Source organism: Rhodanobacter sp. UC4438_H5 (genome assembly GCF_052978405.1).
On record NZ_CM129672.1, the window covers coordinates 190,775 to 210,937 of the forward strand.

The window sequence follows — 20,163 nt, forward strand, 5'->3', positions numbered from 1 at the left end:
TGATTATTATTTGAGTACCCGCCACCGCAGGAACTCCGATGCCCGTCCTCTCCTTGCGTCCGTCCCCGTTTCCCCCTTCTGCCGTGCACCACGGCGCGGCGCCGCGGCTCGCCACCGCCACGCGCCGGGTCGCCAGCGATCTGCTCCTGGCCGGCGGGCGCGAGCTGGTGATCCAGCATCAGGGCAGCGAGTACCACCTGCGCCTGACCCGCAACGACAAACTGATCCTGACCAAATAGCCATGGGCATGCGGCTGGATCGTGCCGCCCTGTTGCGGCGGATGACGGCGCAGTTCGCCACAGGCAGGCGAACCGGCATCTATGGATCGGAGGAGGCCGCCGCCACGTGCAGGTCGCGGTTGTGCTTGTCCACCGCGCGATGGCTGGCCGGACTGCCGGCGCTGGGCAACGTGTTGTATGCGCCGAGTGTGATGCCCTGCATGTTGCGCGGCAGGCCGTTGCCGGGCTTGCTGGTCGAATCCGCCGATCTCGCGCCGTTGCTGCATACGCGCACCCTGGCGTTCGCCAGCGCAGTCACTGCCGATGGCCCGCGCGAGTGGATGGAATGCCGCGATGCGCAAGAGTGCCTGCTCGCCCGGCTCTACCTGTTGCCGGATACCGACTATCTGGCCTGGGACGCCTTGTGCGCCGGTGCCGACATCGCGGCGGCCGGCGCTCGCGCGGACGCGTTCGCATCGCCGCCGGCCGCGGTGCGGGTGCTGCGTTTCCGATTGCGCCGCTTCGCCGCCGGCCTGAAATTGCTGGGCGCAGATGCCGTGGCGTCCGCCTCGCCGCTGGGGCGCGACGTGGCAGCGCGCATCGCCCGCGACGCGGCCACGCTCCGCTGAACCCGCCGGTCGTCGCCAGTGGCGGCGTCCGGCTGTCCGTGCACTGTCCGCGGACACTGCACAACCGCCACGGGTGCGTCGCAACACATTGAAAAAACGGTGTTTTCGCGGCATCGCCTCGATGGCATGCGGATTGCTCTGTCTCCTGCGTAGCCGCCCTGCACGCGGCCGGGAACGACACGATGATTCGCGACACATCGGCACAGGACAAACTGGTAGAGGTCAAACCCAATCGCAAGCGGCAGCTGATCCTCGCTGCCGTCGGCGTGCTCGTGATCGGCCTGCTGGCCTGGCTGGCGCCGGGGATCGGCCGGCTGTTCTCCGCCTCCGGTTCGGTGAGCGCCTCGCGGCTGTCGTTCGCCACCGTCGAGCGCGGCCCGTTCGTGCGCGACATCGCCGCCGAGGGCAAGGTGGTGGCCGCGGTCAGCCCCACCTTGTACGCGACCTCCGGCGGCGCGGTGACGCTGCAGGTGCACGCCGGCGACACGGTGAAGAAAGGCCAGGTGCTGGCCACCATCGACAGCCCCGAGCTGACCAACAAGCTGGCGCAGGAACAGAGCAACGCCGACGCGATGCAGGTCGACTACCTGCGTGCTCAGGTCGACGCGCGCAAGCAGCGCTCCGCCCTGCAGAAGGCGTACGACAACGCCAAGATCGACCTGCAGACCGCGCAGCGCGATCTCGCCCGCTACCAGAAGGCGTTCGCCCGCGGTGCCGTGCCCAGCATGGACGTCGACCGCGCCAAGGACACCCTGGACAAGGCCAACATCGCCCTGGAACACGCGCGCAGCGACCTGGGCATGGACAACGCCAGTCTCAACTTCGACATCCAGTCCAAGAAGCTGGCGCATGACCGCCAGCTGCTGCTGGTGGCCGACCTCAAGCGCCAGGTCGACGACCTCCATGTGAAGTCGCCGGTGGATGGCCAGGTCGGCCAGCTGTTCATCGCCGAAAAGGCCACCGTGGCCAAGGATGCGCAGCTGCTCAGCGTGGTCGACCTGTCCGCACTGCAGGTGGAGATGCAGGTGCCGGAGAGTTTCGCCCGCGACCTCGGCATCGGCATGACCGGCGAGATCAGCGGCAACGGCCACACCTGGAAGGGCATCGTCAGCGCGATCTCGCCCGAAGTGGTCAACGGCCAGGTCGCCGCGCGGCTGCGCTTCGACGGCACCACGCCGAACCAGCTGCGCCAGAACCAGCGCCTGTCGGTGCGCGTGCTGCTGGACAAGCGCGACAACGTGCTCACCGTGCAGCGCGGCTCCTTCGTCGACGAATCCGGCGGCAGCTACGCCTACCTGGTGCACGACGGCATCGCCACGAAAACCCCGATCCGCATCGGCGCCTCCAGCATCGACAAGGTGGAGATCCTCGAAGGCCTGAAGGAAGGCGACAAGATCGTGATCTCCGGCACCGACAGCTTCAAGGGCGCGGCGAAGGTTGCCATCTCGCAATAGCGAGATGGCAGCCGGGAATAGGGAATAGGGAATAGGGAATCGGAAAAACTCGCGATCCCACGCCGCTGCTCTCTATTCCCGATTCTCTATTCCCTATTCCCACTACACCAACCACCGAGGAACCAGCATGCTCAAGATGACCCACCTGTCCAAGGTCTACCGCACCGAAGTGGTGGAGACCTATGCGCTGCGCGATTTCAACATCGACGTGAAGGAGGGCGAGTTCGTGGCCGTGACCGGGCCGTCCGGTTCGGGCAAGACCACCTTCCTGACCATCGCCGGCCTGCTGGAGACGTTCACCGGCGGCGAGTACCACCTCGACGGCGTGGAGGTGAGCAACCTCAACGACAACGCCCGCTCGAAGATCCGCAACGAGAAGATCGGCTTCATTTTCCAGGCGTTCAACCTGATCCCCGACCTCAACGTGTTCGACAACATCGAGGTGCCGCTGCGCTATCGCGGCATGAAGTCGGCCGAGCGCAAGCAGCGGATCATGGACTCGCTGGAACGCGTGGGCCTGGCCTCGCGCGCCAAGCACTACCCCGCCGAACTCTCCGGCGGCCAGCAGCAGCGCGTGGCGATCGCCCGCGCGCTGGCCGGCTCGCCGCGTCTGCTGCTGGCGGACGAGCCCACCGGCAACCTCGACACCCAGATGGCCCGCGGCGTGATGGAGCTGCTGGAGGAGATCCACCGCGATGGCGCCACCATCGTGATGGTCACGCATGATCCGGAGCTGGCCGCCCGCGCCCAGCGCAACGTGCACATCATCGACGGCCAGGTGGTGGATCTGGCCGAGGAGCCGCGCTTCCATGCCGTGAAGGCAGGGAATAGGGAGTAGGGAATAGGGAATCGGAAGGGCATCGGCCTTTCCGAATCGCGAATTACGAATCCCGTATCCCGGAACCAGAGATGTTTGCCTACTACCTCCAGCTCGGACTGCGCAGCCTGCGCCGCAACCCCGCCCTCACCGCGCTGATGGTGATGGCGATCGGTTTCGGCGTGGCCGCGTCGATGATCACGTACTCCGTGTTCCGGGCCGTGTCCGGCAACCCGATACCTGGCAAGTCGGCGCAGCTGTTCACGCCGCAGGTGGACGGCTGGGGGCCGCAGCAGAACCTGAAGGGCGAGCCGGCCGAAGCACTGGCTTACATCGACGCGATGGCGCTGATGCGGGCGCACGAGGCGAAGCGCCAGACCCTGTTGTATCCGGTGCAACTCTCGGTGATGCCGGGCGGCAACCGCGACCTTCCCCTGAACGCCAGCGGCTATGCCGTCACCGCCGACTTCTTCACCATGTTCGAGGTGCCGTTCCGCTTCGGCAGCGGCTGGAGTGCGCAGGACGACGACGCGCGAGCCAGCGCCGTCGTCATCAGCGGCGAACTCAACCGGAAGCTGTTCGGCGGCGCCAACAGCGTGGGGCGCACGTTCAACCTTGGCGGGCATGACTACCACGTGGTGGGCGTCACCAGCCACTGGAATCCGCGCCCGCGTTTCTACGACCTGTTCAGCACCAGCGGGTTTGCCGACGAGCCGGACATCTACATGGTGTTCAACCGTGCACTGGACTTGCAGATGCGCTCGGGCGGCCGCAACAGTTGCCGCGGTTCGATCACCTACACGAGCTGGCAGGGTTATCTGCAGAGCAACTGCGTGTGGATCACGCCGTGGGTGGAACTGGACAGCGCCGCCGAAGTCGCCGCCTATCGCCGTTTCCTCACCAACTATGCCGCCGACCAGCAGCGCGCCGGTCGCTTCGGCTGGGCCGCCAACGTGCGTCTGCGCGACGTGATGCAGTGGCTCGAATACGAACACGTGGTGCCGCCGGAAAGCCGCATCTCGCTGGCGGTGGCGCTGGGCTTTTTCCTGATCTGCCTGGTCAACACCATCGGCCTGCTGCTGGCGAAGTTCATGCGCCGCGCCGGCGAGATCGGCGTGCGCCGCGCCCTGGGCGCGACCCGGCGCGAGATCTACGCGCAATACCTGATCGAGGCCGCCACGGTAGGCCTGGCCGGTGGCGTGCTGGGCTTGCTGCTCACGGCCGCGGGCGTGTCCGGCGTGGGCATCCTGTTCCAGCCGGAGATCGCCCGGCTGGCCCGGCTCGATCTCTCACTGGTGGGCCTGACGTTCGTCGTCGCCATCATCGCCACCGTGCTGGCGGCGTTCTACCCGGCGTGGCGCGCGGCACACGTGCAACCCGCCTGGCAACTGAAATCGAGCTGAGGAGAGCGCCATGAATTTTCAGGTCAGGCCCATCCTCACCGCGCTGCGCCAGCACAAGGCAGGCACCTTGCTGATCGCGCTGCAGATCGCGTTGACGCTGGCCATCGTGTGCAACGCGCTGTTCATCATCCACCAGCGACTGGGCAACCTCTCCGCGAGCAGCGGCGTGGACGAGGCCAACGTGTTCGTCATCACCAACATGTGGGCCGACATGGGCCAGTCGACGTCCCAGGTCGATGCGCAGGTGCGCGCGGACCTGATCGCGCTGCGGCAGTTGCCCGCCGTGCGCGACGCCACGCCGGCCAGCGGGTATCCGCTCAGGGGCGGCGGCTGGGACAACTTCGTCACCATGACGCCCGAGCAGGTCAAGCCGACCACGGATGCCGCGGTGTACACCGGCGACGACCACTTCATCGACACGCTGGGCCTGAATCTCGTCGCGGGCCGCAACTTCCGCCCCGATGAGGTGATGGTGATGGGCACCCAGGAAGCCGTCACCCCGCCGACGGTGATCGTGAGCAAGGTGCTGGCCGATCGCCTGTTTCCCGACGGCGACGCGCTGGGCAAGAGTTTCTATGCGATGGGCGCCACGCCGACCACCATTGTCGGCATCGTCGATCCGCTGCACCGGCAGGGCGTGGACTCGTGGAGCAACGGCTATGCCGGCCAGGCGCTGATCTGGCCGTTGCGGGCGGATGATTCGCGCGGCGTGTTCTACATCGTGCGCGCCAGGCCCGGCCAGCTTGCCGACGCCATGCGCGAGGCGCCCAAGGCGCTGTACGCGCAGAATCGCCTGCGCATCATCGATTCGAAGGACGGCATCCAGGACTACGCCACCATCCGTCACAAGGTCTACGACCGCGACCGTGGCATGGCGATCCTGATGGGCATCATCAGCGTGGTGCTGCTGGCGATCACCGCGGCCGGCATCGTGGGCCTGACCAGCTTCTGGGTCGGCCAGCGCCGCAAGCAGATCGGCGTGCGCCGCGCCCTGGGTGCCCGGCAGCGCGACATCCTCGCCTATTTCCTCACCGAGAACTTCCTGATCAGCGTGTCGGGCACGGTGCTGGGCATCGTGCTGGGCTTCGCCTTCAACTTGTGGACGGTGACCCGCTTCGCGATGGACCGGATGTCGCTGGCCTACGTGGGCGCGGGCGTGCTGGTGCTGGTGCTGCTCGGCCAGGCCGCCACGCTGGCGCCGGCGCTGCGCGCCTCGCGCGTGTCGCCGGTGGAGGCGACGCGGAGCGTGTGATTTTTCCCCTCTCCCGACGGGAGAGGGGCTCAAACGACGGAGAGACAGAATGTTTGCCTACTACCTCGAACTGGCGATGCGCAGCCTGAAACGCAGCCCTGGCCTCACCATACTGATGGTGCTGGCGATCGGCTTCGGCGTGGCTGCGTCGATGACCTCGTGGTCGGTGTTCCGTGCGGTGTCGGGCGACCCGATTCCGTGGAAGTCGTCCAAACTCTTCGTGCCGCAGATCGACATGTGGGGGCCGAACGGCCGCAGTCCCGACGGCGAGCCGCCGAACGCGATGGACTACACCGACGCGGTCGCCCTGATGCGCGATCACCGCGCCAAGCGGCAGTCGGCGATGTACCAGATCTCGCCCTCGATCGTGCCGACCGACGCCAGCAAACATCCGCTCAACGTCAGCGGGCATGCCGTGTATGGCGAGTTCTTTCCGATGCTGGACGTGCCGTTCCGGTATGGCCGCGGCTGGAGCGCCAGCGACGACAGCAACCGCGCGCAGGTCGTGGTGATCAGCAGCAAGCTCAACCAGAAGCTGTTCGGCGGTATCGACAGCGTCGGCCGCATCGTCAATGTCGAAGGCCGCGATTACCGGGTGGTTGGCGTGCTCGACCAGTGGAACCCGCAGCCGCGCTTCTACGACGTGGTCAACAGCGGTGGCTTCTCCACCACCGACGCCGACGTGTTCCTGCCGTTCCAGACCGCGATCCAGACGGGCATCACCAACGACGGCAATACCAACTGCAACGCGGTGCCGGACGAACCGGGCTTCGTCGGCCTGCAGCATTCGCCCTGCGCGTGGATCGCGTTCATGGCCGAACTGGACGATGCCGCGGCGGTGACGGCGTATCGCGCCTATCTCGACGGCTATGCCAAGGATCAGCAGTCCGCCGGGCGCTTCCGCTGGGCGCCGAACAACTGCCTGCGCGACGTGCCGGCGTGGCTGGAAAACCAGCACGTGGTGCCCAGCGACACCAGGGTGTCGTTGCTGGTGGCACTCGGCCTGCTGCTGGTGTGCCTGGTCAATACGGTGGGCCTGCTGCTGGCCAAGTTCCTGCGCCGCAGCAGCGAGATCGGCGTGCGTCGCGCACTCGGCGCGCCGCGTGCGGCGATCTACACGCAGTTCCTGGTCGAGGCGGGCATCGTGGGTGCGGCCGGCGGCGTGCTCGGCTTGCTGCTGACCGGCGCCGGCGTGGCCAGCGTGGGCTGGGTGTTGCCGCGCGACATCGCCTCGCTGGCGCGGATCGACGTGTCGCTGCTGGTGCTGACCCTGCTGGTGGCGGTGGTCGCCACGATGCTGGCCGGCCTGTATCCCACCTATCGGGCTTCGCGGGTGCAGCCCGCCTGGCAACTGAAGAGCAACTAATGCGCTCTCCCTGCGCGAGAAAGCGGCCATCCATGGCCGCACTCCTCAAGGAAACCCGTTCCATTTGACGGTGCGACAAGGAACTACATCATGAAACTGCATCCCATCCTCGCCGCCCTGCGCAAGCACAAGGCCGGCACCGTGCTCATCTCGCTGCAGATCGCGCTGACCCTGGCGATCGTGTGCAATGCGATCTTCATCATCGGCCAGCGCATCGAGCGGGTGAACCGGCCCACCGGGCTGGACGAGAGCAACCTGTTCCTGGTCACCCAGCAATGGGTGGGCGCGCCCAGCGCCGACACCGCCGACGGCGTGGAGAAGCTCGACGCGATGCAGCGCGAGGATCTCGCCGCGTTGCGCAACCTGCCCGGCGTGACGTCGGTGGCGCCGATCAATTCGCTGCCGCTGCTCAACTCGTCGTGGACGGGCTCGATGTCGCACGATCCGGGCGCCAAGCTCGGCGGCAAGGACAACACCCGCACGGCGTACTACTTCACCGACGACCAGGCGCTGGATACGTTGGGCCTGAAGCTGGTGGCCGGCCGCGCGTTCACCGCCGGCGACGTGCAGCACCAGGGCTTTCGCGACCAGCCGCCGCGTCCCATCGCGATCATCACCAAGGCGCTGGCCGACAAGCTGTTCCCGAACGGCGGCGCGGTGGGCAAGGTGATCTACAGCGACGGCAGCAATGCGCCGACCACCATCATCGGCGTGGTCGAGCGCATGCAGACGCCCGCCAGCGGCAGCTGGGGCAACGATTTCGCGTGGTACTCGACCCTGATCCCGACCCGGCTCGACGCCAACTTTGCCCGCTACGCCGTGCGTACGCGGCCGGGCCAGCTCGACACGGCGATGCGCGCGGTGACGCCGCTGCTGTACAAGGTCAACCCGCTGCGCGTGCTCGATGACGACAGCGTCAGGCCCTTCAGCGAGATCCGCGCCAAGGCGTATCGCGCCGACGTGGGCATGGCGATCCTGATGGGGGTGATCTGCCTGATCCTGGTCGCGGTCACTGCCGCCGGCATCGTGGGTCTGACCAGCTTCTGGGTCGGCCAGCGTCATCGCCAGATCGGCGTGCGCCGCGCGCTGGGCGCACGCAAGATCGACATCCTGCATTACTTCCAGATCGAGAACCTGCTGATTGCCGGCATCGGCGTACTGCTCGGCATCGCGCTGGCGATAGCCCTGAACCTGTGGCTGATGACGCGCTACGAGATGACCCGCCTGCCGGTGTCCTACGTGCTCGTCGGCGTGCTGGCCATGCTGGTGATCGGCCAGGCCGCCGTGTTCGTGCCCGCGCGGCGCGCGTCCAACGTGCCGCCGGTGTCGGCGACGCGGGCGGCTTGAAGCCGGGAATCGGGAATCGGGAACAGGGAATCGTCAAAGGCAAAAGCCGCGCGCTTTGGTGCTTCCTATTCCCCATTCTCCATTCCCTATTCCCTCCTCCGAAGGAGACACCGAACGTGCTTGCCTACTACCTCGACCTGGCCCTGCGCAGCCTCAAGAGCAACAAGGCGCTCACCGCGCTGATGGTGCTGGCGATCGCGCTGGGCATCGGTGCGTCGATGACCACGCTCACGGTGCTGCACGTGCTGTCGGGCGACCCGCTGCCGGGGCGCAGCGGCACGCTGTACTACCCGCAGATCGACCCGCGCGACAACAGTGGCCAGCTGCCCGGGGTCGAGCCGCCGGAGCAGGTCACCCTGATCGATGGCCTGAACCTGCTGCACGCCGGGCGCGCCGATCGCCAGGCGCTGATGACCGGCGGCTCCGTGCCGATCCAGCCCGACTCCTCGGCCGTGGACCCGTTCTACGTGGAGTCGCGTTACACCACTGCCGACTTCTTCCCGATGTTCGGCACGCGGTTTCGCTATGGCCGCGGCTGGAACGCCGCCGACGACGAGGCCAAGGCGCGCGAGGTGGTGATCAACGGCGAGCTCAACGAGCGCCTGTTCGGCGGCGCCGACAGCGTGGGCCGCAACCTGCGCATCGCCGACGCCAGCTTCCGCATCGTCGGCGTGCTCGACGACTGGGAGCCCAACCCGCACTTCTACGATCTCAACACCGGCTCCTACGGCCGCGCCGAGCAGGTATTCGTGCCGTTGCAGACGGCGCTGGATCTGAAGATGGAGCACAACGGCTCAAACGACTGCTGGGGCAGGGGCGCCGGTGGCGTAGGCCGGATCTACCCTTCGGAAAGCTGCGTGTGGCTGCAGTTCTGGGTGCAGCTGGACAGCTCGTCCAAGGCGGCCGACTACCAGCAGTTCCTGGTGCATTACTCGCAGGAGCAGAAGGCGCTGGGGCGTTTCGCGAAGGCGCCGAACGTGCGACTGCGCAACGTGATGCAGTGGCTGGCCCATGAACGGGTGGTGCCCGACGACGTGCGCCTGCAGACCGGTCTGGCGTTCGGCTTCCTGCTGGTGTGCCTGGTCAACACGGTCGGGCTGATGCTGGCCAAGTTCATGCGGCGCGCCGGCGACCTCGGCGTGCGGCGCGCGCTGGGCGCCTCCAAACGCTCGCTGTTCGGACAACTGCTGGTCGAGTCCGGCGTGATCGGCGTGGTGGGCGGCGTGGGCGGCCTGTTGCTGGCAGGACTGGGCTTGTGGGTGGTGCGCCAGCGTCCTTCCAGCTATGCCGCGTTGGCGCACCTGGACGGCACGATGCTGGCGACCACCTTCGCGCTGGCGCTGGGTTCGACCCTGCTGGCCGGCATGCTGCCGGCGTGGCGCGCCTGCCAGGTGCCGCCGGCCCTGCAGCTCAAGAGCAACTGAGGGTTACCGACATGGAACTGCGACCGATCCTCTCCACGCTGCGGCGGCACAAGACCACCGCCTGGCTGCTGATCCTGGAGATCGCGCTGACCTGCGCGATCGTGTGCAACGCGGTGTTCATGATCAACCACCGCCTGCAGCACATGGAGATGCCCACCGGCATCGACGAACATGCGCTGGTGCAGATCCAGCTGGCCGAGGTGACGCCATCGCCGGACATCTACGCGCGGGCAAGGGAGGATCTTGCCGTGATCCGGCAAGTGCCCGGCGTGCTGGACGTGGCGCTGGTCAACCAGTTGCCGCTGGGCGGCTCCTCGTCCAATGCCAGCATCAAGCTGGACCCGGAGCAACGCCAGCCGACCCTCAGCGCCGGCACCTATTTCGGCGGGAACCTGGCGCAGACGATGGGTCTGCGCCTGCTGGCGGGGCGCCACCTGCAGCCCGACGAGGTGCTCGACGCCGACGTGGTGCTCAAGGCGCTGGCCACCGGCGACACCAAGGTCATCGCACCGGTCACGGTCATCACGCAGGCCATGGCGCAACGGCTGTGGCCGGGCGCCGACGCGCTCGGCAAGACGATCTACGTCGGCCCGGTCGGCGTGCGCGTGGTCGGCGTGATCGCCGACCTGGCGCGCGCCAATGCCTACGATGACGCGACCGCGCACTACTCGATGATCCTGCCGATGTTCATGGGCGCCGGCAAGGACCAGAGCTACCTGATCCGCACGCGCCCGCAGGATCGCCAGGCCGTGCTGAAAGCCGCCGTGGCGGCGCTGAAGAAAGCCGACCCGCGGCGGGTGGTGACCGAGCAGCGCACCTACGACGAAGTGCGCGACAAGTTCTTCGAGAACGACCGCTCGATGGCCGGCATCCTGGTGGGCGCGATCGCCGCGCTGCTGATCGTCACCGCGCTGGGCATCGTCGGCCTGGCCAGCTTCTGGGTCGCGCAGCGGCGGCGCACGATCGGTGTGCGCCGTGCGCTGGGCGCCACGCGCCGCAACATCCTCAATTATTTCCAGACCGAGAACCTGCTGCTGGCCACGATCGGCATCGTGCTCGGCATGGTGCTGGCCTACGCCATCAACCTGTTCCTGATGCTGCACTACGAGCTGCCGCGATTGCCGGCGATCTATTTCCCGGTGGGCGCGATCGCGCTGTGGCTGATCGGCCAGCTCGCCGTGCTCGGTCCGGCGCTGCGCGCCGCGGCGGTGCCGCCTGTCGTGGCAACGAGGTCGGTGTGACGCAGGAGCCCGCTCGCGGGCGATGCCCTTGATTTGATCTGCGTCGCGCATTTGAGCAGGAGCATCGCCCGCGAGCGGGCTCCTGCGAAAGAACGAGTCAACAGGAGTAATTCGGACGTGTTCACCTATTACCTCGATCTCGCCCTGCGCAGCCTCAAGCGCAACAAGGTGCTCACCGCGCTGATGGTCATCGCCATCGCGGTGGGCATTGGCGCCAGCATGACCACGTTGACGGTGATGCATCTGCTCTCCGGCGACCCGGTGCCCACGCGCAGCGGCACGCTGTTCTATCCGCAGGTGGACGGCAACCCGACGCCCGGCGATTTCAAGCAGCCGCTGGACGTGATGGATTACCAGTCGGCAGTGGACCTGTGGGGCGCGCATCGGGCCGATGCCCAGACGCTGGTGGTGGACAGCCCGGTGCGGCTGAGCGCGCCGGGGGTCAACCTGCCGACCTTGATGCCGAGCATGCTGTCCACCACCAGCGACTTCTTTCCGATGTTCGACGTGCCGTTCCGCTACGGCAGCGGCTGGAGCGCGGATGACGATGCCCGGCACGCGCGGGTGGCGGTGATCTCCGACGATCTCAACCACAAGCTGTTCGGCGGCCGCGACAGTGTCGGCCAGGTGCTGCGCCTGCGCGACACGGACGTGCGCATCGTCGGCGTGCTGCGTCCATGGCGCCCGTCGCCGGTGTTCTACACCGTGGCCGGCGGCCGCTTTGCCAATGGCGACACCGCGGACTTCTACGGCAAGACGCAGGACGTGTTCACGCCGTTCTTCACCGGTCTCGAACTCAACGACGGCAACTTCCAGCAGTTCACCTGCTGGCACATGCCCGAGCGGCCGGGCCATCTGCAGAACTCGCCGTGTGCGTGGGTGCGCCTGTGGGTGCAGCTTGGCGACGCCGGCAAGGTCGCCGCGTACAAGCAGTTCCTGGATGGCTACGCGGCGCAGCAGGCCGCGCTGGGACGCATCGTGCGGCCGCAGAACACGCGCCTGCGCAGCCTGATGCAATGGCTGGACTACAACGGCGTGGTGCCCGGCGACGTGCGGCTGCAGACCTGGCTGGCGTTTGCGTTTCTCGCCATCTGCCTGTTCAACATGATCGGCCTGCTGCTGGCGAAGTTCCTGCGCCGCAGCGGCGAGATCGGCGTGCGTCGCGCGCTCGGCGCCAGCCGCGGCGCGGTGTTCGCGCAATGCCTGGTGGAGGCCGGGCTGGTCGGCCTGATCGGCGGCATCGGTGGCTTGGGCCTGACCCTGCTCGGCCTGTGGCTGGTTCGCCGGCAGCCGGTGGCGTACGCCGATCTTGCGCACCTGGACGTGTCGATGTTCGTCGCCACCTTCGTCACCGCGATCGCCGCCAGCCTGCTGGCCGGGGTCCTGCCGGCGCTCCGCGCCAGCCGGGTGGCGCCGGGACTTCAGCTAAAGACTTTGTAGTGCGCTGTTCCTGCGCAGGAGCCCGGCCATCCCTGGCCGGACATCTCAGACAGGCACCGTTTTCACCAGGCATCAGGTAACGAGACATGCAGATTCGACCCATCCTCGCCGCGTTGCGCCGCCATCGCATGGCCACCGTGCTGATCGCGCTGGAAATCGCGCTGGCCTGCGCGGTGCTGTGCAACGCCTGTTTCCTGATCGCCGGCCGGATCGACGCGATCCAGGTCGACAGCGGCGTCGACGAGGCCTCGCTGGCGACGGTGCAACTGGCCGGCTACGAGAACGCGCACGCGGTCGACCTCAACGCCCGGGTGCTGGCCGGGCTGGGCAGCATTGCGGGCGTGCAGTCGGTGAGCCTGCTCAACTCCATCCCGTTCGGCGCGCGCCGCGGCACCGCGGGCGTCACCACGGACATGGCCGGCAAGCACTTCGGCGGCGTGGTCGAGTTCTACGTCGGTGGCCCGGGCAGCCTTTCGGCATTGGGCACGCGGCTGGTTGCCGGGCGCAATCCGCAGCCCGACGATTTCCGTCCGTTCACCGCCTTGATGCCGGACGACGCCTCGGTGCAGGTGACGCGGGCACTGGCCGAGCACCTGTGGCCGGGCGCCGATCCGCTGGGCAAGGAGTTCTGGCTGGACAAGTCGCACTTTCGCGTGGTCGGCGTGATCGACCACCTGGTGCGACCCGACCCGGGCGGCTGGCCCGGCGACAGCCGCGACTGGTCGGTGTTCGTGCCGGCGCAGTCGAGCGTCTATCTCTCCGGCAGCTACCTGCTGCGCGCCGCGCCGACGGACCTGCCGCGGGTGTTGCGCGATGCCCGCGCCGCGATCGCGAAGATCGCCCCGGATGCCGTGCTCGACCAGGACGGCACGCAGACCCTCGGCGACCTGCGCACCCGCAGTTTCCAGAAGGACCGCGCGATGATCGGCATGCTGGTGGGCGTGATCGTGGCGCTGCTGCTGGTCACCGCCCTGGGCATCGTCGGCCTGGCCAGTTTCTGGGTGGCGCAGCGGCGCCGGCAGATCGGCATCCGCCGCGCCATCGGCGCCACCCGCCGCGACATCCTGCACTACTTCCAGACCGAGAACTTCCTGATCGTCAGCTTCGGCATCGTGCTGGGCATGGTGCTGGCCTATGCACTCAATCTGTTGCTGATGACGCACTACGAACTGCCGCGCCTGCCGCTGGCCTACCTGCCGATCGGCGCCGTCGCACTGTGGCTGCTCGGCCAGCTCGCCGTGCTCGGCCCCGCGTTGCGCGCCGCGGCCGTGCCGCCGGTGGTGGCGACGAGGGGATAGCGGTGCCGGGAATGGAGGGTCGGCAATGGGAAACGGGAAAGACCAGAGCGTGAAGCGTCACGGCCTTGCGATTCCCCAATTCCCCCTTCCAGGCTCCGTGCATTCCGGCACGGGCTGACCGCCCCTCGACGCGATCACAATCCACCGTATCGATTCACCACGACCCAAAGGACGCTGCCGATGAAAACCCTGCCGTTGTTGATCTGTCTGGCCCTCGCGGGCTCGGTGACCCTGGCCGCTCCGCTGCAGGCGGCGCCCGCGGCGCAGTCCGTCGCCAAGGGCGACGTGGCCAGTCGCGTGCAGGCGCTCAACGCGCTGCTGGCGGAGCAATGGGAGTACACGCTGAAGAACAGCCCCGAGTTCGCCACCATCCTGGGCGACTTGCGCTACAACGATCATTGGAGCGATGTCTCGCTGGCGCACATGCGCGCGGACCATCAGGCGACGGCCGATTTCCTCAAGCGCTTCGAGGCGATCGACACCAGCGGTTTCCCCGACAGCGACAAGCTCAACCAGCAGTTGATGGTGCGCCAGCTGAAGGATTCGCTGCGTTCCTACGACCTCAAGCTCTACGAGATGCCGCTGGACCAGATGAGCGGCGTGCACATCGCGCTGGCCGGCTTCGTCAGCTCGATCCCGTTCAACAGCACCAGGGAATACGACGACTACCTGGCGCGCCTGAAGGCAGTGCCGAAGCTGTTCGACCAGGTCACCGCGGTGGCGCGGCAGGGCATGGCCGACAAGATGATGCCGCCGAAGTACCTGCTGGAAAAAGTGGTCAAGCAGATCGCCAGCATCGAGCAGCCGGCCGGCATGGACAGCGTGTTCGCCGAGCCGCTGAAGCATTTTCCCAAGTCGGTCTCGGCGGCCGACCAGAAGCGCCTGCATGACTCCATCGTCGCCGCGATCGACCACGACGTGCGCCCGGCCTACGCAAAGCTGGGCAAGTTCGTGGCCGACGACTACGCCCCGCACGGGCGCAGCCAGCCCGGCGTGTGGGATCTGCCCAACGGCGAGGCGATCTACCGCTTCCAGGTCGAGCAGATGACCACTACCAGGGAAACCCCGCAGCAGATCCACGAGATCGGCCTGGCCGAGGTCAAGCGCATCGAGGGCGAAATGACGAAGATCGCCCACGCGCAGGGCTTCAAGGACCTGGCCAGTTTCCGCGCCTCGCTGAAGACCAACCCGAAGACGCACGCCACCTCGCGCGAGGACATCCTCAATCGCTATCGCGGCTACATCGCCGGCATGGAGCCGGAGCTGCCCAAACTGTTCGGGCGCCTGCCCAAGACCGAGGTGGTGGTCAAGCCGGTGGAGAAGTTCCGCGAGAAGGAGGCCGCGGCGGCCGAATACCATCAGGGCACGCCGGACGGCTCGCGGCCCGGGCAGATCTTCGTCAACACCGGCGATTTCGCCAACCGCAGCGTGCTGACCATCGAATCCACCGCCTACCACGAGGGCATCCCGGGCCATCACCTGCAGATCTCGATCGCGCAGAGCCTGCCCAAGCTGCCGCCGTTCCGCCAGCAGGCCGGCTACACCGCCTATGTCGAGGGCTGGGCGCTGTACGCCGAGCAGCTGGGCAAGGAGGTGGGCTTCTACAAGGACCCGCTGTCCGACTACGGCCGCCTGTCCGATGAGCTGCTGCGCGCCGATCGCCTGGTGCTCGACACCGGTGTGCACTACAAGCACTGGACGCGCCAGCAGATGGTCGATTTCTTCCACGCCCATTCCAGCGAGGACGAGCCGGACGTGCAGGCCGAGACCGACCGCTACATCACCTGGCCCGGGCAGGCGCTGGCGTACAAGACCGGCGAGCTGAAGATCCTGGCGTTGCGCGCGCGAGCCAAGCAGGCGTTGGGCGACCAGTTCGACATCCGCGCCTTCCACGACGAGATCCTCGGCGGCGGCGCGCTGCCGCTGGACGTGCTGGAGGACCGCGTCAACGACTGGATCGCCGCGGTGAAGGCCGGCAAGGCGCCGGCGCATCCGGCGGCGATCTAGCCGGTTGGCCCCTTGTAGGGCGGGCACCGCCCGCCATCGTCCCGCTGTGGAATAGCCGGCGGGCGGTGCCCGCCCTACACGCTAGCCGGGCCGGTCGATGACGCCATCGGGGCTTGCATAGCCCGATGGTCATGGCAACCTTGCGGACACGAGCGGCATCCATGTCCGCATGTGCAGAAAACGAATGACCCGAACCGTACTCATCATCGACGACAATCCCGCCGTGGGCGAGGCGCTCTCGCTGGCGCTGTCGCTGCACGAGATCCTCCCGCTGACCGCGCTGACCCCGGAAGACGGCCTGGCCATGCTGGAGCGCGACACCGTCGACGTGGTGATCCAGGACATGAACTTCACCGCCGACACCACCTCGGGCGAGGAGGGCGTGGAGCTGTTCCGCGCCATCCGCGAGCGCCATCCCGACCTGCCGGTGATCCTGCTCACCGCCTGGACGCACCTGGAAACCGCGGTGGAGCTGGTCAAGGCCGGCGCGGCCGATTACCTGGCCAAGCCCTGGGACGACCACAAGCTGCTGGCCACGGTGGAGAACCTGCTGGAGTTGTCCGAATCCAGCCGCGAGCTGACCCGCAGCCGGCGCGAGCGGCGCCAGCGGCGCGAGCACCTGCGCAGCAAGTACGACCTCGACGGGCTGGTATTCGCTTCCGAGGCAATGGGGCGCACGCTCAACCTGGCCTGCCAGGTCGCCCGCTCCGACGTGCCGGTGCTGATCACCGGCCCCAACGGCACCGGCAAGGAGCGCATCGCGGCGATCGTGCACGCGAACTCCGCGGTGAAGCGCGGGCCGTTCGTGGCGGTCAATTGCGGCGCACTGCCGGGCGAGCTGATCGAAGCCGAGCTGTTCGGTGCCGAGGCCGGCGCCTATACCGGCGCCAACAAGGCGCGCGAGGGCCGCTTCGAGCTGGCCGACGGCGGGACCCTGTTCCTCGACGAGATCGGCAACCTGCCGCTGCCCGGCCAGATGAAGCTGCTGCGCGTGCTGGAAACCGGCCAGTTCGAGCGGCTCGGTTCGGGCAAGACGCGCCACGCCAAGGTGCGCGTGCTCAGCGCCACCAACGCCGACCTCAAGGCGATGATCCAGGCCGGTACCTTTCGCGAGGACCTGTACTACCGGCTCAACGTGATCGAAGTGAACCTGCCGCCGCTCACCGAGCGCACCGACGACATCCTGCCGCTGGCGGAATTCTTCCTCGACGGCCGCGCGGAACTGGGCGACGCCGCGCGCGAGGCGATGCAGAGCTATCCGTGGCCGGGCAACGTGCGCGAGCTGAAGAACGCGATCGAGCGCGCCGCCCTGCTGGCGGGCGGCAACCCGATCACGCCGGAGCTGCTCAACCTGCCGCAACATGCGGCAGCGAGCAACCGCAACCTGGACGAACCCAGCCGCGACGCCGTGGAGGACGCCTTGCAGCATGCCGGCGGCGTGGTCAGTCGCGCCGCGCAGCAGCTTGGCCTGTCGCGCCAGGCGCTGTATCGGCGGATGGAGCGCTACGGGCTGGCCACCTCGGGCTGACCGGAGCGGGCTTGCCGCCGCGCGTGCGGCGGACAAAGATGCGCGATCGAGAAGGCGGAGGTGTGCGATGAAGTTTCGAGGTCTGTTGATCCCTTGCGCGATGTTGCTGGCCGGCGCCGTGGCCGCGCAGTCGGCCGCGCCGCAGAGCGACTCCCGCGACGATCGCTGGGATGCCGCACCGCCGGCGGCCGGCTCGACGAATTACCGCAGCGTACCGGTGCTGCCCGGCAACGACGCCCATGGCGTGTTCCAGTTCAGGCAGGCGAAGCATCAGGGCCCCGCCTATGAGCCGCCGCCGCAGGCCAACGACAAGGCCGCCGTGATGGGCAAGTCGCGGCCGTGGCAGAACGGCCGGCCGCCACTCGATTGCGCGATGCATCCGAGGGCGCCGGGATGCCGCTGATGCGGTGGACGCGCGGGCCGGGGTCGGTGCCTGCCGCCGTGCGCAGCGGCCGGAGCGGCGCCCCATGTGGCAACTGCTGAACTCGCTGCGCGCGCGGCTGAGTCTGCTGCTGGTCGCCGCCGGCGTGGTCGGCGCACTGATCCTCGTCGGCGTCACCCGCTGGCCACTGCCGCAACTGCTCGCGTGGTTGCATGGCGGCGCGGCCGGCGCCGGCGAGGCGGCATCGGCCGCGGTCACCGCGACGCCGCCGCAGGATGTCTACATCGCACTGGCCGTGGGGCTGGTGTTGCTGATGCTGGCCGCGATCTGGCTGGCCGGGCGCGCGCTGGACCCGGTGAGCCGCCTGCTGCGGGCGCTGGAAGGCGCGGTGGCCAGTTATCGCGACGGTGATTTCAGCTTCTCCATCGCAGCCAACCGCCGCGACGAACTGGGCAAGCTGATCCGCATGCACAACGAGCTGGGCCACACCTTGCGTGAGCAGCGCCAGCACCTGGCGCAACGCGAGCTGCTGCTGGACACGGTGGTGCAGAACACGCCGGTGGCGCTGGTGCTCACCGATGCCGCGGGCCGCGTGGCCTACGCCAACATCGCCTCAAGGCACCTGTTCAATGAGGGGCGCAGCCTGGCCGGGCTGGATTTCGCCGAACTGCTGGCAGAGGCGCCGCAGGTGCTGCGCCAGGCGGTGGAGAGCGGCGAGGATGCGCTGCTCACGGTGGACATGGACGGCAGCGACGAAACCTTCCACCTGTCGCAGCGTGCGTTCCGCCTGCAGGGGCGGCCGCATCGCCTGCATTCGTTCCGGCGCATGACGCGCGAGCTCTCGCGGCAGGAGGTGGCGACCTGGAAGCGGGTGATCCGGGTGATCAGCCACGAGCTCAACAACTCGCTGGCGCCGATCTCCTCGCTGGCGCACTCTGGCGCGGAGCTGGCGCGGCGCGGCGACGTCGATCGCCTGCCCAGCGTGTTCGCCACCATCGGCGAACGTGCCCGCCACCTGCACGGCTTCATCGCCGGCTATGCCAGCTTCGCCAAGCTGCCGACACCGCGACCGGTCGCGGTGGAGTGGGCGGCCTTTCTGGAAGGCCTGTCGCTGCACTGCCGCTATCGTCTGGCCTCGGCCGTTCCGGAGCGGCCGGGCTGGTTCGACGCCGCGCAGGTCGAGCAGGTGTTGATCAACCTCATCAAGAACGCGCACGAAGCCGGCGGCCCGGACGACGAGGTCACGCTGTCGATCCACGATGTCGGCGCCGAGATGCGCGTGGAGGTGGCCGACCGTGGCCCGGGCATGAGCGAAACGGTGCTGGCGCAGGCGCTGCTGCCGTTCTATTCGACCAAGCGCTCCGGCACCGGCCTGGGCCTGGCGCTGGCGCGCGAGATCGCCGAGGCGCACGGCGGGCGCGTGTTGCTGGCCAACCGCGAGGGCGGCGGCCTGCGCGTGACCTTGCTGTTGCCGACCGCCAAGGCGCCGCCGCGCGGCTGATCAAGGGCGCGCGGGCTTGTCTCCAGGTCCGGCCAGCCCGGAGAAGTCCGCGCTGGAGGTCTGGTCGAGTTTCCTGCGCTGCGATTGCAGCGGTTCGCCGGTGACCTGGAACCACACGTTCTCGGCGATGTTGGTGGCATGGTCGCCGATGCGCTCGATGTTCTTGGCCATGAACAGCAGGTGCGTGCATGGGGTGATGTTGCGCGGGTCTTCCATCATGTAGGTCAGCAGCTGGCGGAAGTAGCCGGTATAGGCCTCGTCCAGCACGGTGTCGTTCTTCCACACCGCGTGCGCGCGCTCGGCATCGCGCTCCTGGTAGGCCGCGAGCACCTCGCGCACGCCGGTGGCCGCCAGCCGCGCCAGGTGTTCCAGGCCCCTGGCCGGCTGCACCGGGGCCACCATCGACAGGGGGATCGAGCGTTTGGCCACGTTGGCGGCGTAATCGCCGATGCGCTCGATGTCGGCCGCCGTGCGCAGCGCCGCGAACACGTTGCGCAGGTCGCCGGCCATCGGCGCGCGCAATGCCAGCAGACGCACCACGTCGTGGCTGATGTCGTGCTCCATCTGGTCGATCGTGTCGTCGTTGTCGACCACGCGCTGGGCGGCGCGCTCGTCGCGCCGCTCGACCACGTCGATCGCCGCCTCCAGCTGTTTCACCGACAACTCGCCCATGCGCACGATCTCGGCGGTGAGCCGGCTCAGTTCGGTGTCGTAGCTCTTGATGATGTGGTCTGTGCCAGTGCTCATGATGTGCCTCTGCTTGTTCCTTCTGCCTTTGGGAGAAGGTGCCCCGAAGGGGCGGATGAGGGTGCGGGGCGGAGCGAAGCATCGCGCTTCGCCCGGACCCTCACCCCAA

Annotated in this window: 18 protein-coding genes; 16 read left to right on the forward strand and 2 right to left on the reverse strand. The window is 67.9% G+C overall.

Annotation, left to right across the window (positions count from 1 at the left end; genetic code table 11):
• The first annotated feature begins 38 nt into the window (after positions 1-38).
• Positions 39-239 (forward strand): hemin uptake protein HemP, encoded by a 201-nt coding sequence (hemP, locus tag ACVCL9_RS00855; RefSeq protein WP_447097037.1) that lies wholly within the window; start codon positions 39-41, stop codon positions 237-239.
• A gap of 79 nt (positions 240-318) precedes the next feature.
• Here the strand turns inward: hemP and ACVCL9_RS00860 are convergent, their stop codons facing one another.
• On the reverse strand, positions 319-441 hold the full coding sequence (locus ACVCL9_RS00860) for a hypothetical protein (RefSeq protein ID WP_447097036.1): 123 nt from the start codon (positions 439-441) through the stop codon (positions 319-321).
• Here ACVCL9_RS00860 and ACVCL9_RS00865 point away from each other — a divergent pair.
• The 15 genes from ACVCL9_RS00865 (at position 440) to ACVCL9_RS00935 (ending at position 19,307) form a co-directional block, all read left to right on the forward strand.
• Entirely contained in the window at positions 440-847 is a 408-nt protein-coding gene (locus ACVCL9_RS00865; RefSeq protein ID WP_447097035.1) for a hypothetical protein, read from the forward strand. The genes ACVCL9_RS00860 and ACVCL9_RS00865 overlap by 2 nt on opposite strands.
• 182 nt (positions 848-1,029) lie before the next feature.
• Positions 1,030-2,301, forward strand: coding sequence for an efflux RND transporter periplasmic adaptor subunit (locus tag ACVCL9_RS00870; RefSeq protein WP_447097034.1), 1,272 nt, complete (start codon positions 1,030-1,032; stop codon positions 2,299-2,301).
• Between the two features lie 127 nt (positions 2,302-2,428).
• Positions 2,429-3,139, forward strand: a complete 711-nt coding sequence (locus ACVCL9_RS00875; RefSeq protein ID WP_447097033.1) for an ABC transporter ATP-binding protein — start codon at positions 2,429-2,431, stop codon at positions 3,137-3,139.
• Positions 3,140-3,210: 71 nt separating this feature from the next.
• Positions 3,211-4,521 carry an ABC transporter permease gene (locus ACVCL9_RS00880; RefSeq protein WP_447097032.1) on the forward strand — a complete coding sequence of 437 codons (1,311 nt, stop codon included), beginning with the start codon at positions 3,211-3,213 and terminating at the stop codon, positions 4,519-4,521.
• 10 nt (positions 4,522-4,531) lie between these two features.
• Positions 4,532-5,773, forward strand: coding sequence for an ABC transporter permease (locus ACVCL9_RS00885; RefSeq protein ID WP_447097031.1), 1,242 nt, complete (start codon positions 4,532-4,534; stop codon positions 5,771-5,773).
• A 49-nt stretch (positions 5,774-5,822) separates the two neighbouring features.
• The gene (locus ACVCL9_RS00890) at positions 5,823-7,139 is read left to right on the forward strand and encodes an ABC transporter permease (protein WP_447097030.1); all 1,317 of its coding nucleotides are present in this window, start codon (positions 5,823-5,825) and stop codon (positions 7,137-7,139) included.
• A gap of 90 nt (positions 7,140-7,229) precedes the next feature.
• On the forward strand, positions 7,230-8,486 hold the full coding sequence (locus ACVCL9_RS00895) for an ABC transporter permease (protein WP_447097029.1): 1,257 nt from the start codon (positions 7,230-7,232) through the stop codon (positions 8,484-8,486).
• A gap of 116 nt (positions 8,487-8,602) precedes the next feature.
• Complete coding sequence (locus ACVCL9_RS00900) at positions 8,603-9,910, forward strand: ABC transporter permease (RefSeq protein ID WP_447097028.1); 1,308 nt, start codon at positions 8,603-8,605, stop codon at positions 9,908-9,910.
• An 11-nt stretch (positions 9,911-9,921) separates the two neighbouring features.
• Complete coding sequence (locus tag ACVCL9_RS00905; RefSeq protein WP_447097027.1) at positions 9,922-11,151, forward strand: ABC transporter permease; 1,230 nt, start codon at positions 9,922-9,924, stop codon at positions 11,149-11,151.
• Positions 11,152-11,268: 117 nt separating this feature from the next.
• Positions 11,269-12,591, forward strand: a complete 1,323-nt coding sequence (locus ACVCL9_RS00910; protein WP_447097026.1) for an ABC transporter permease — start codon at positions 11,269-11,271, stop codon at positions 12,589-12,591.
• A gap of 86 nt (positions 12,592-12,677) precedes the next feature.
• Positions 12,678-13,889 (forward strand): ABC transporter permease, encoded by a 1,212-nt coding sequence (locus tag ACVCL9_RS00915; protein ID WP_447097025.1) that lies wholly within the window; start codon positions 12,678-12,680, stop codon positions 13,887-13,889.
• Positions 13,890-14,069: 180 nt separating this feature from the next.
• On the forward strand, positions 14,070-15,896 hold the full coding sequence (locus ACVCL9_RS00920; protein ID WP_447097024.1) for a DUF885 domain-containing protein: 1,827 nt from the start codon (positions 14,070-14,072) through the stop codon (positions 15,894-15,896).
• 184 nt (positions 15,897-16,080) lie between these two features.
• Positions 16,081-17,424 carry a sigma-54-dependent transcriptional regulator gene (locus ACVCL9_RS00925; protein WP_395116947.1) on the forward strand — a complete coding sequence of 448 codons (1,344 nt, stop codon included), beginning with the start codon at positions 16,081-16,083 and terminating at the stop codon, positions 17,422-17,424.
• A gap of 67 nt (positions 17,425-17,491) precedes the next feature.
• Positions 17,492-17,827 (forward strand): hypothetical protein, encoded by a 336-nt coding sequence (locus tag ACVCL9_RS00930; protein ID WP_395116949.1) that lies wholly within the window; start codon positions 17,492-17,494, stop codon positions 17,825-17,827.
• A gap of 64 nt (positions 17,828-17,891) precedes the next feature.
• Positions 17,892-19,307 carry a sensor histidine kinase gene (locus ACVCL9_RS00935; protein WP_447097023.1) on the forward strand — a complete coding sequence of 472 codons (1,416 nt, stop codon included), beginning with the start codon at positions 17,892-17,894 and terminating at the stop codon, positions 19,305-19,307.
• Here the strand turns inward: ACVCL9_RS00935 and phoU are convergent, their stop codons facing one another.
• On the reverse strand, positions 19,308-20,054 hold the full coding sequence (gene phoU, locus ACVCL9_RS00940) for a phosphate signaling complex protein PhoU (protein ID WP_447097022.1): 747 nt from the start codon (positions 20,052-20,054) through the stop codon (positions 19,308-19,310).
• Positions 20,055-20,163: the final 109 nt, after the last annotated feature.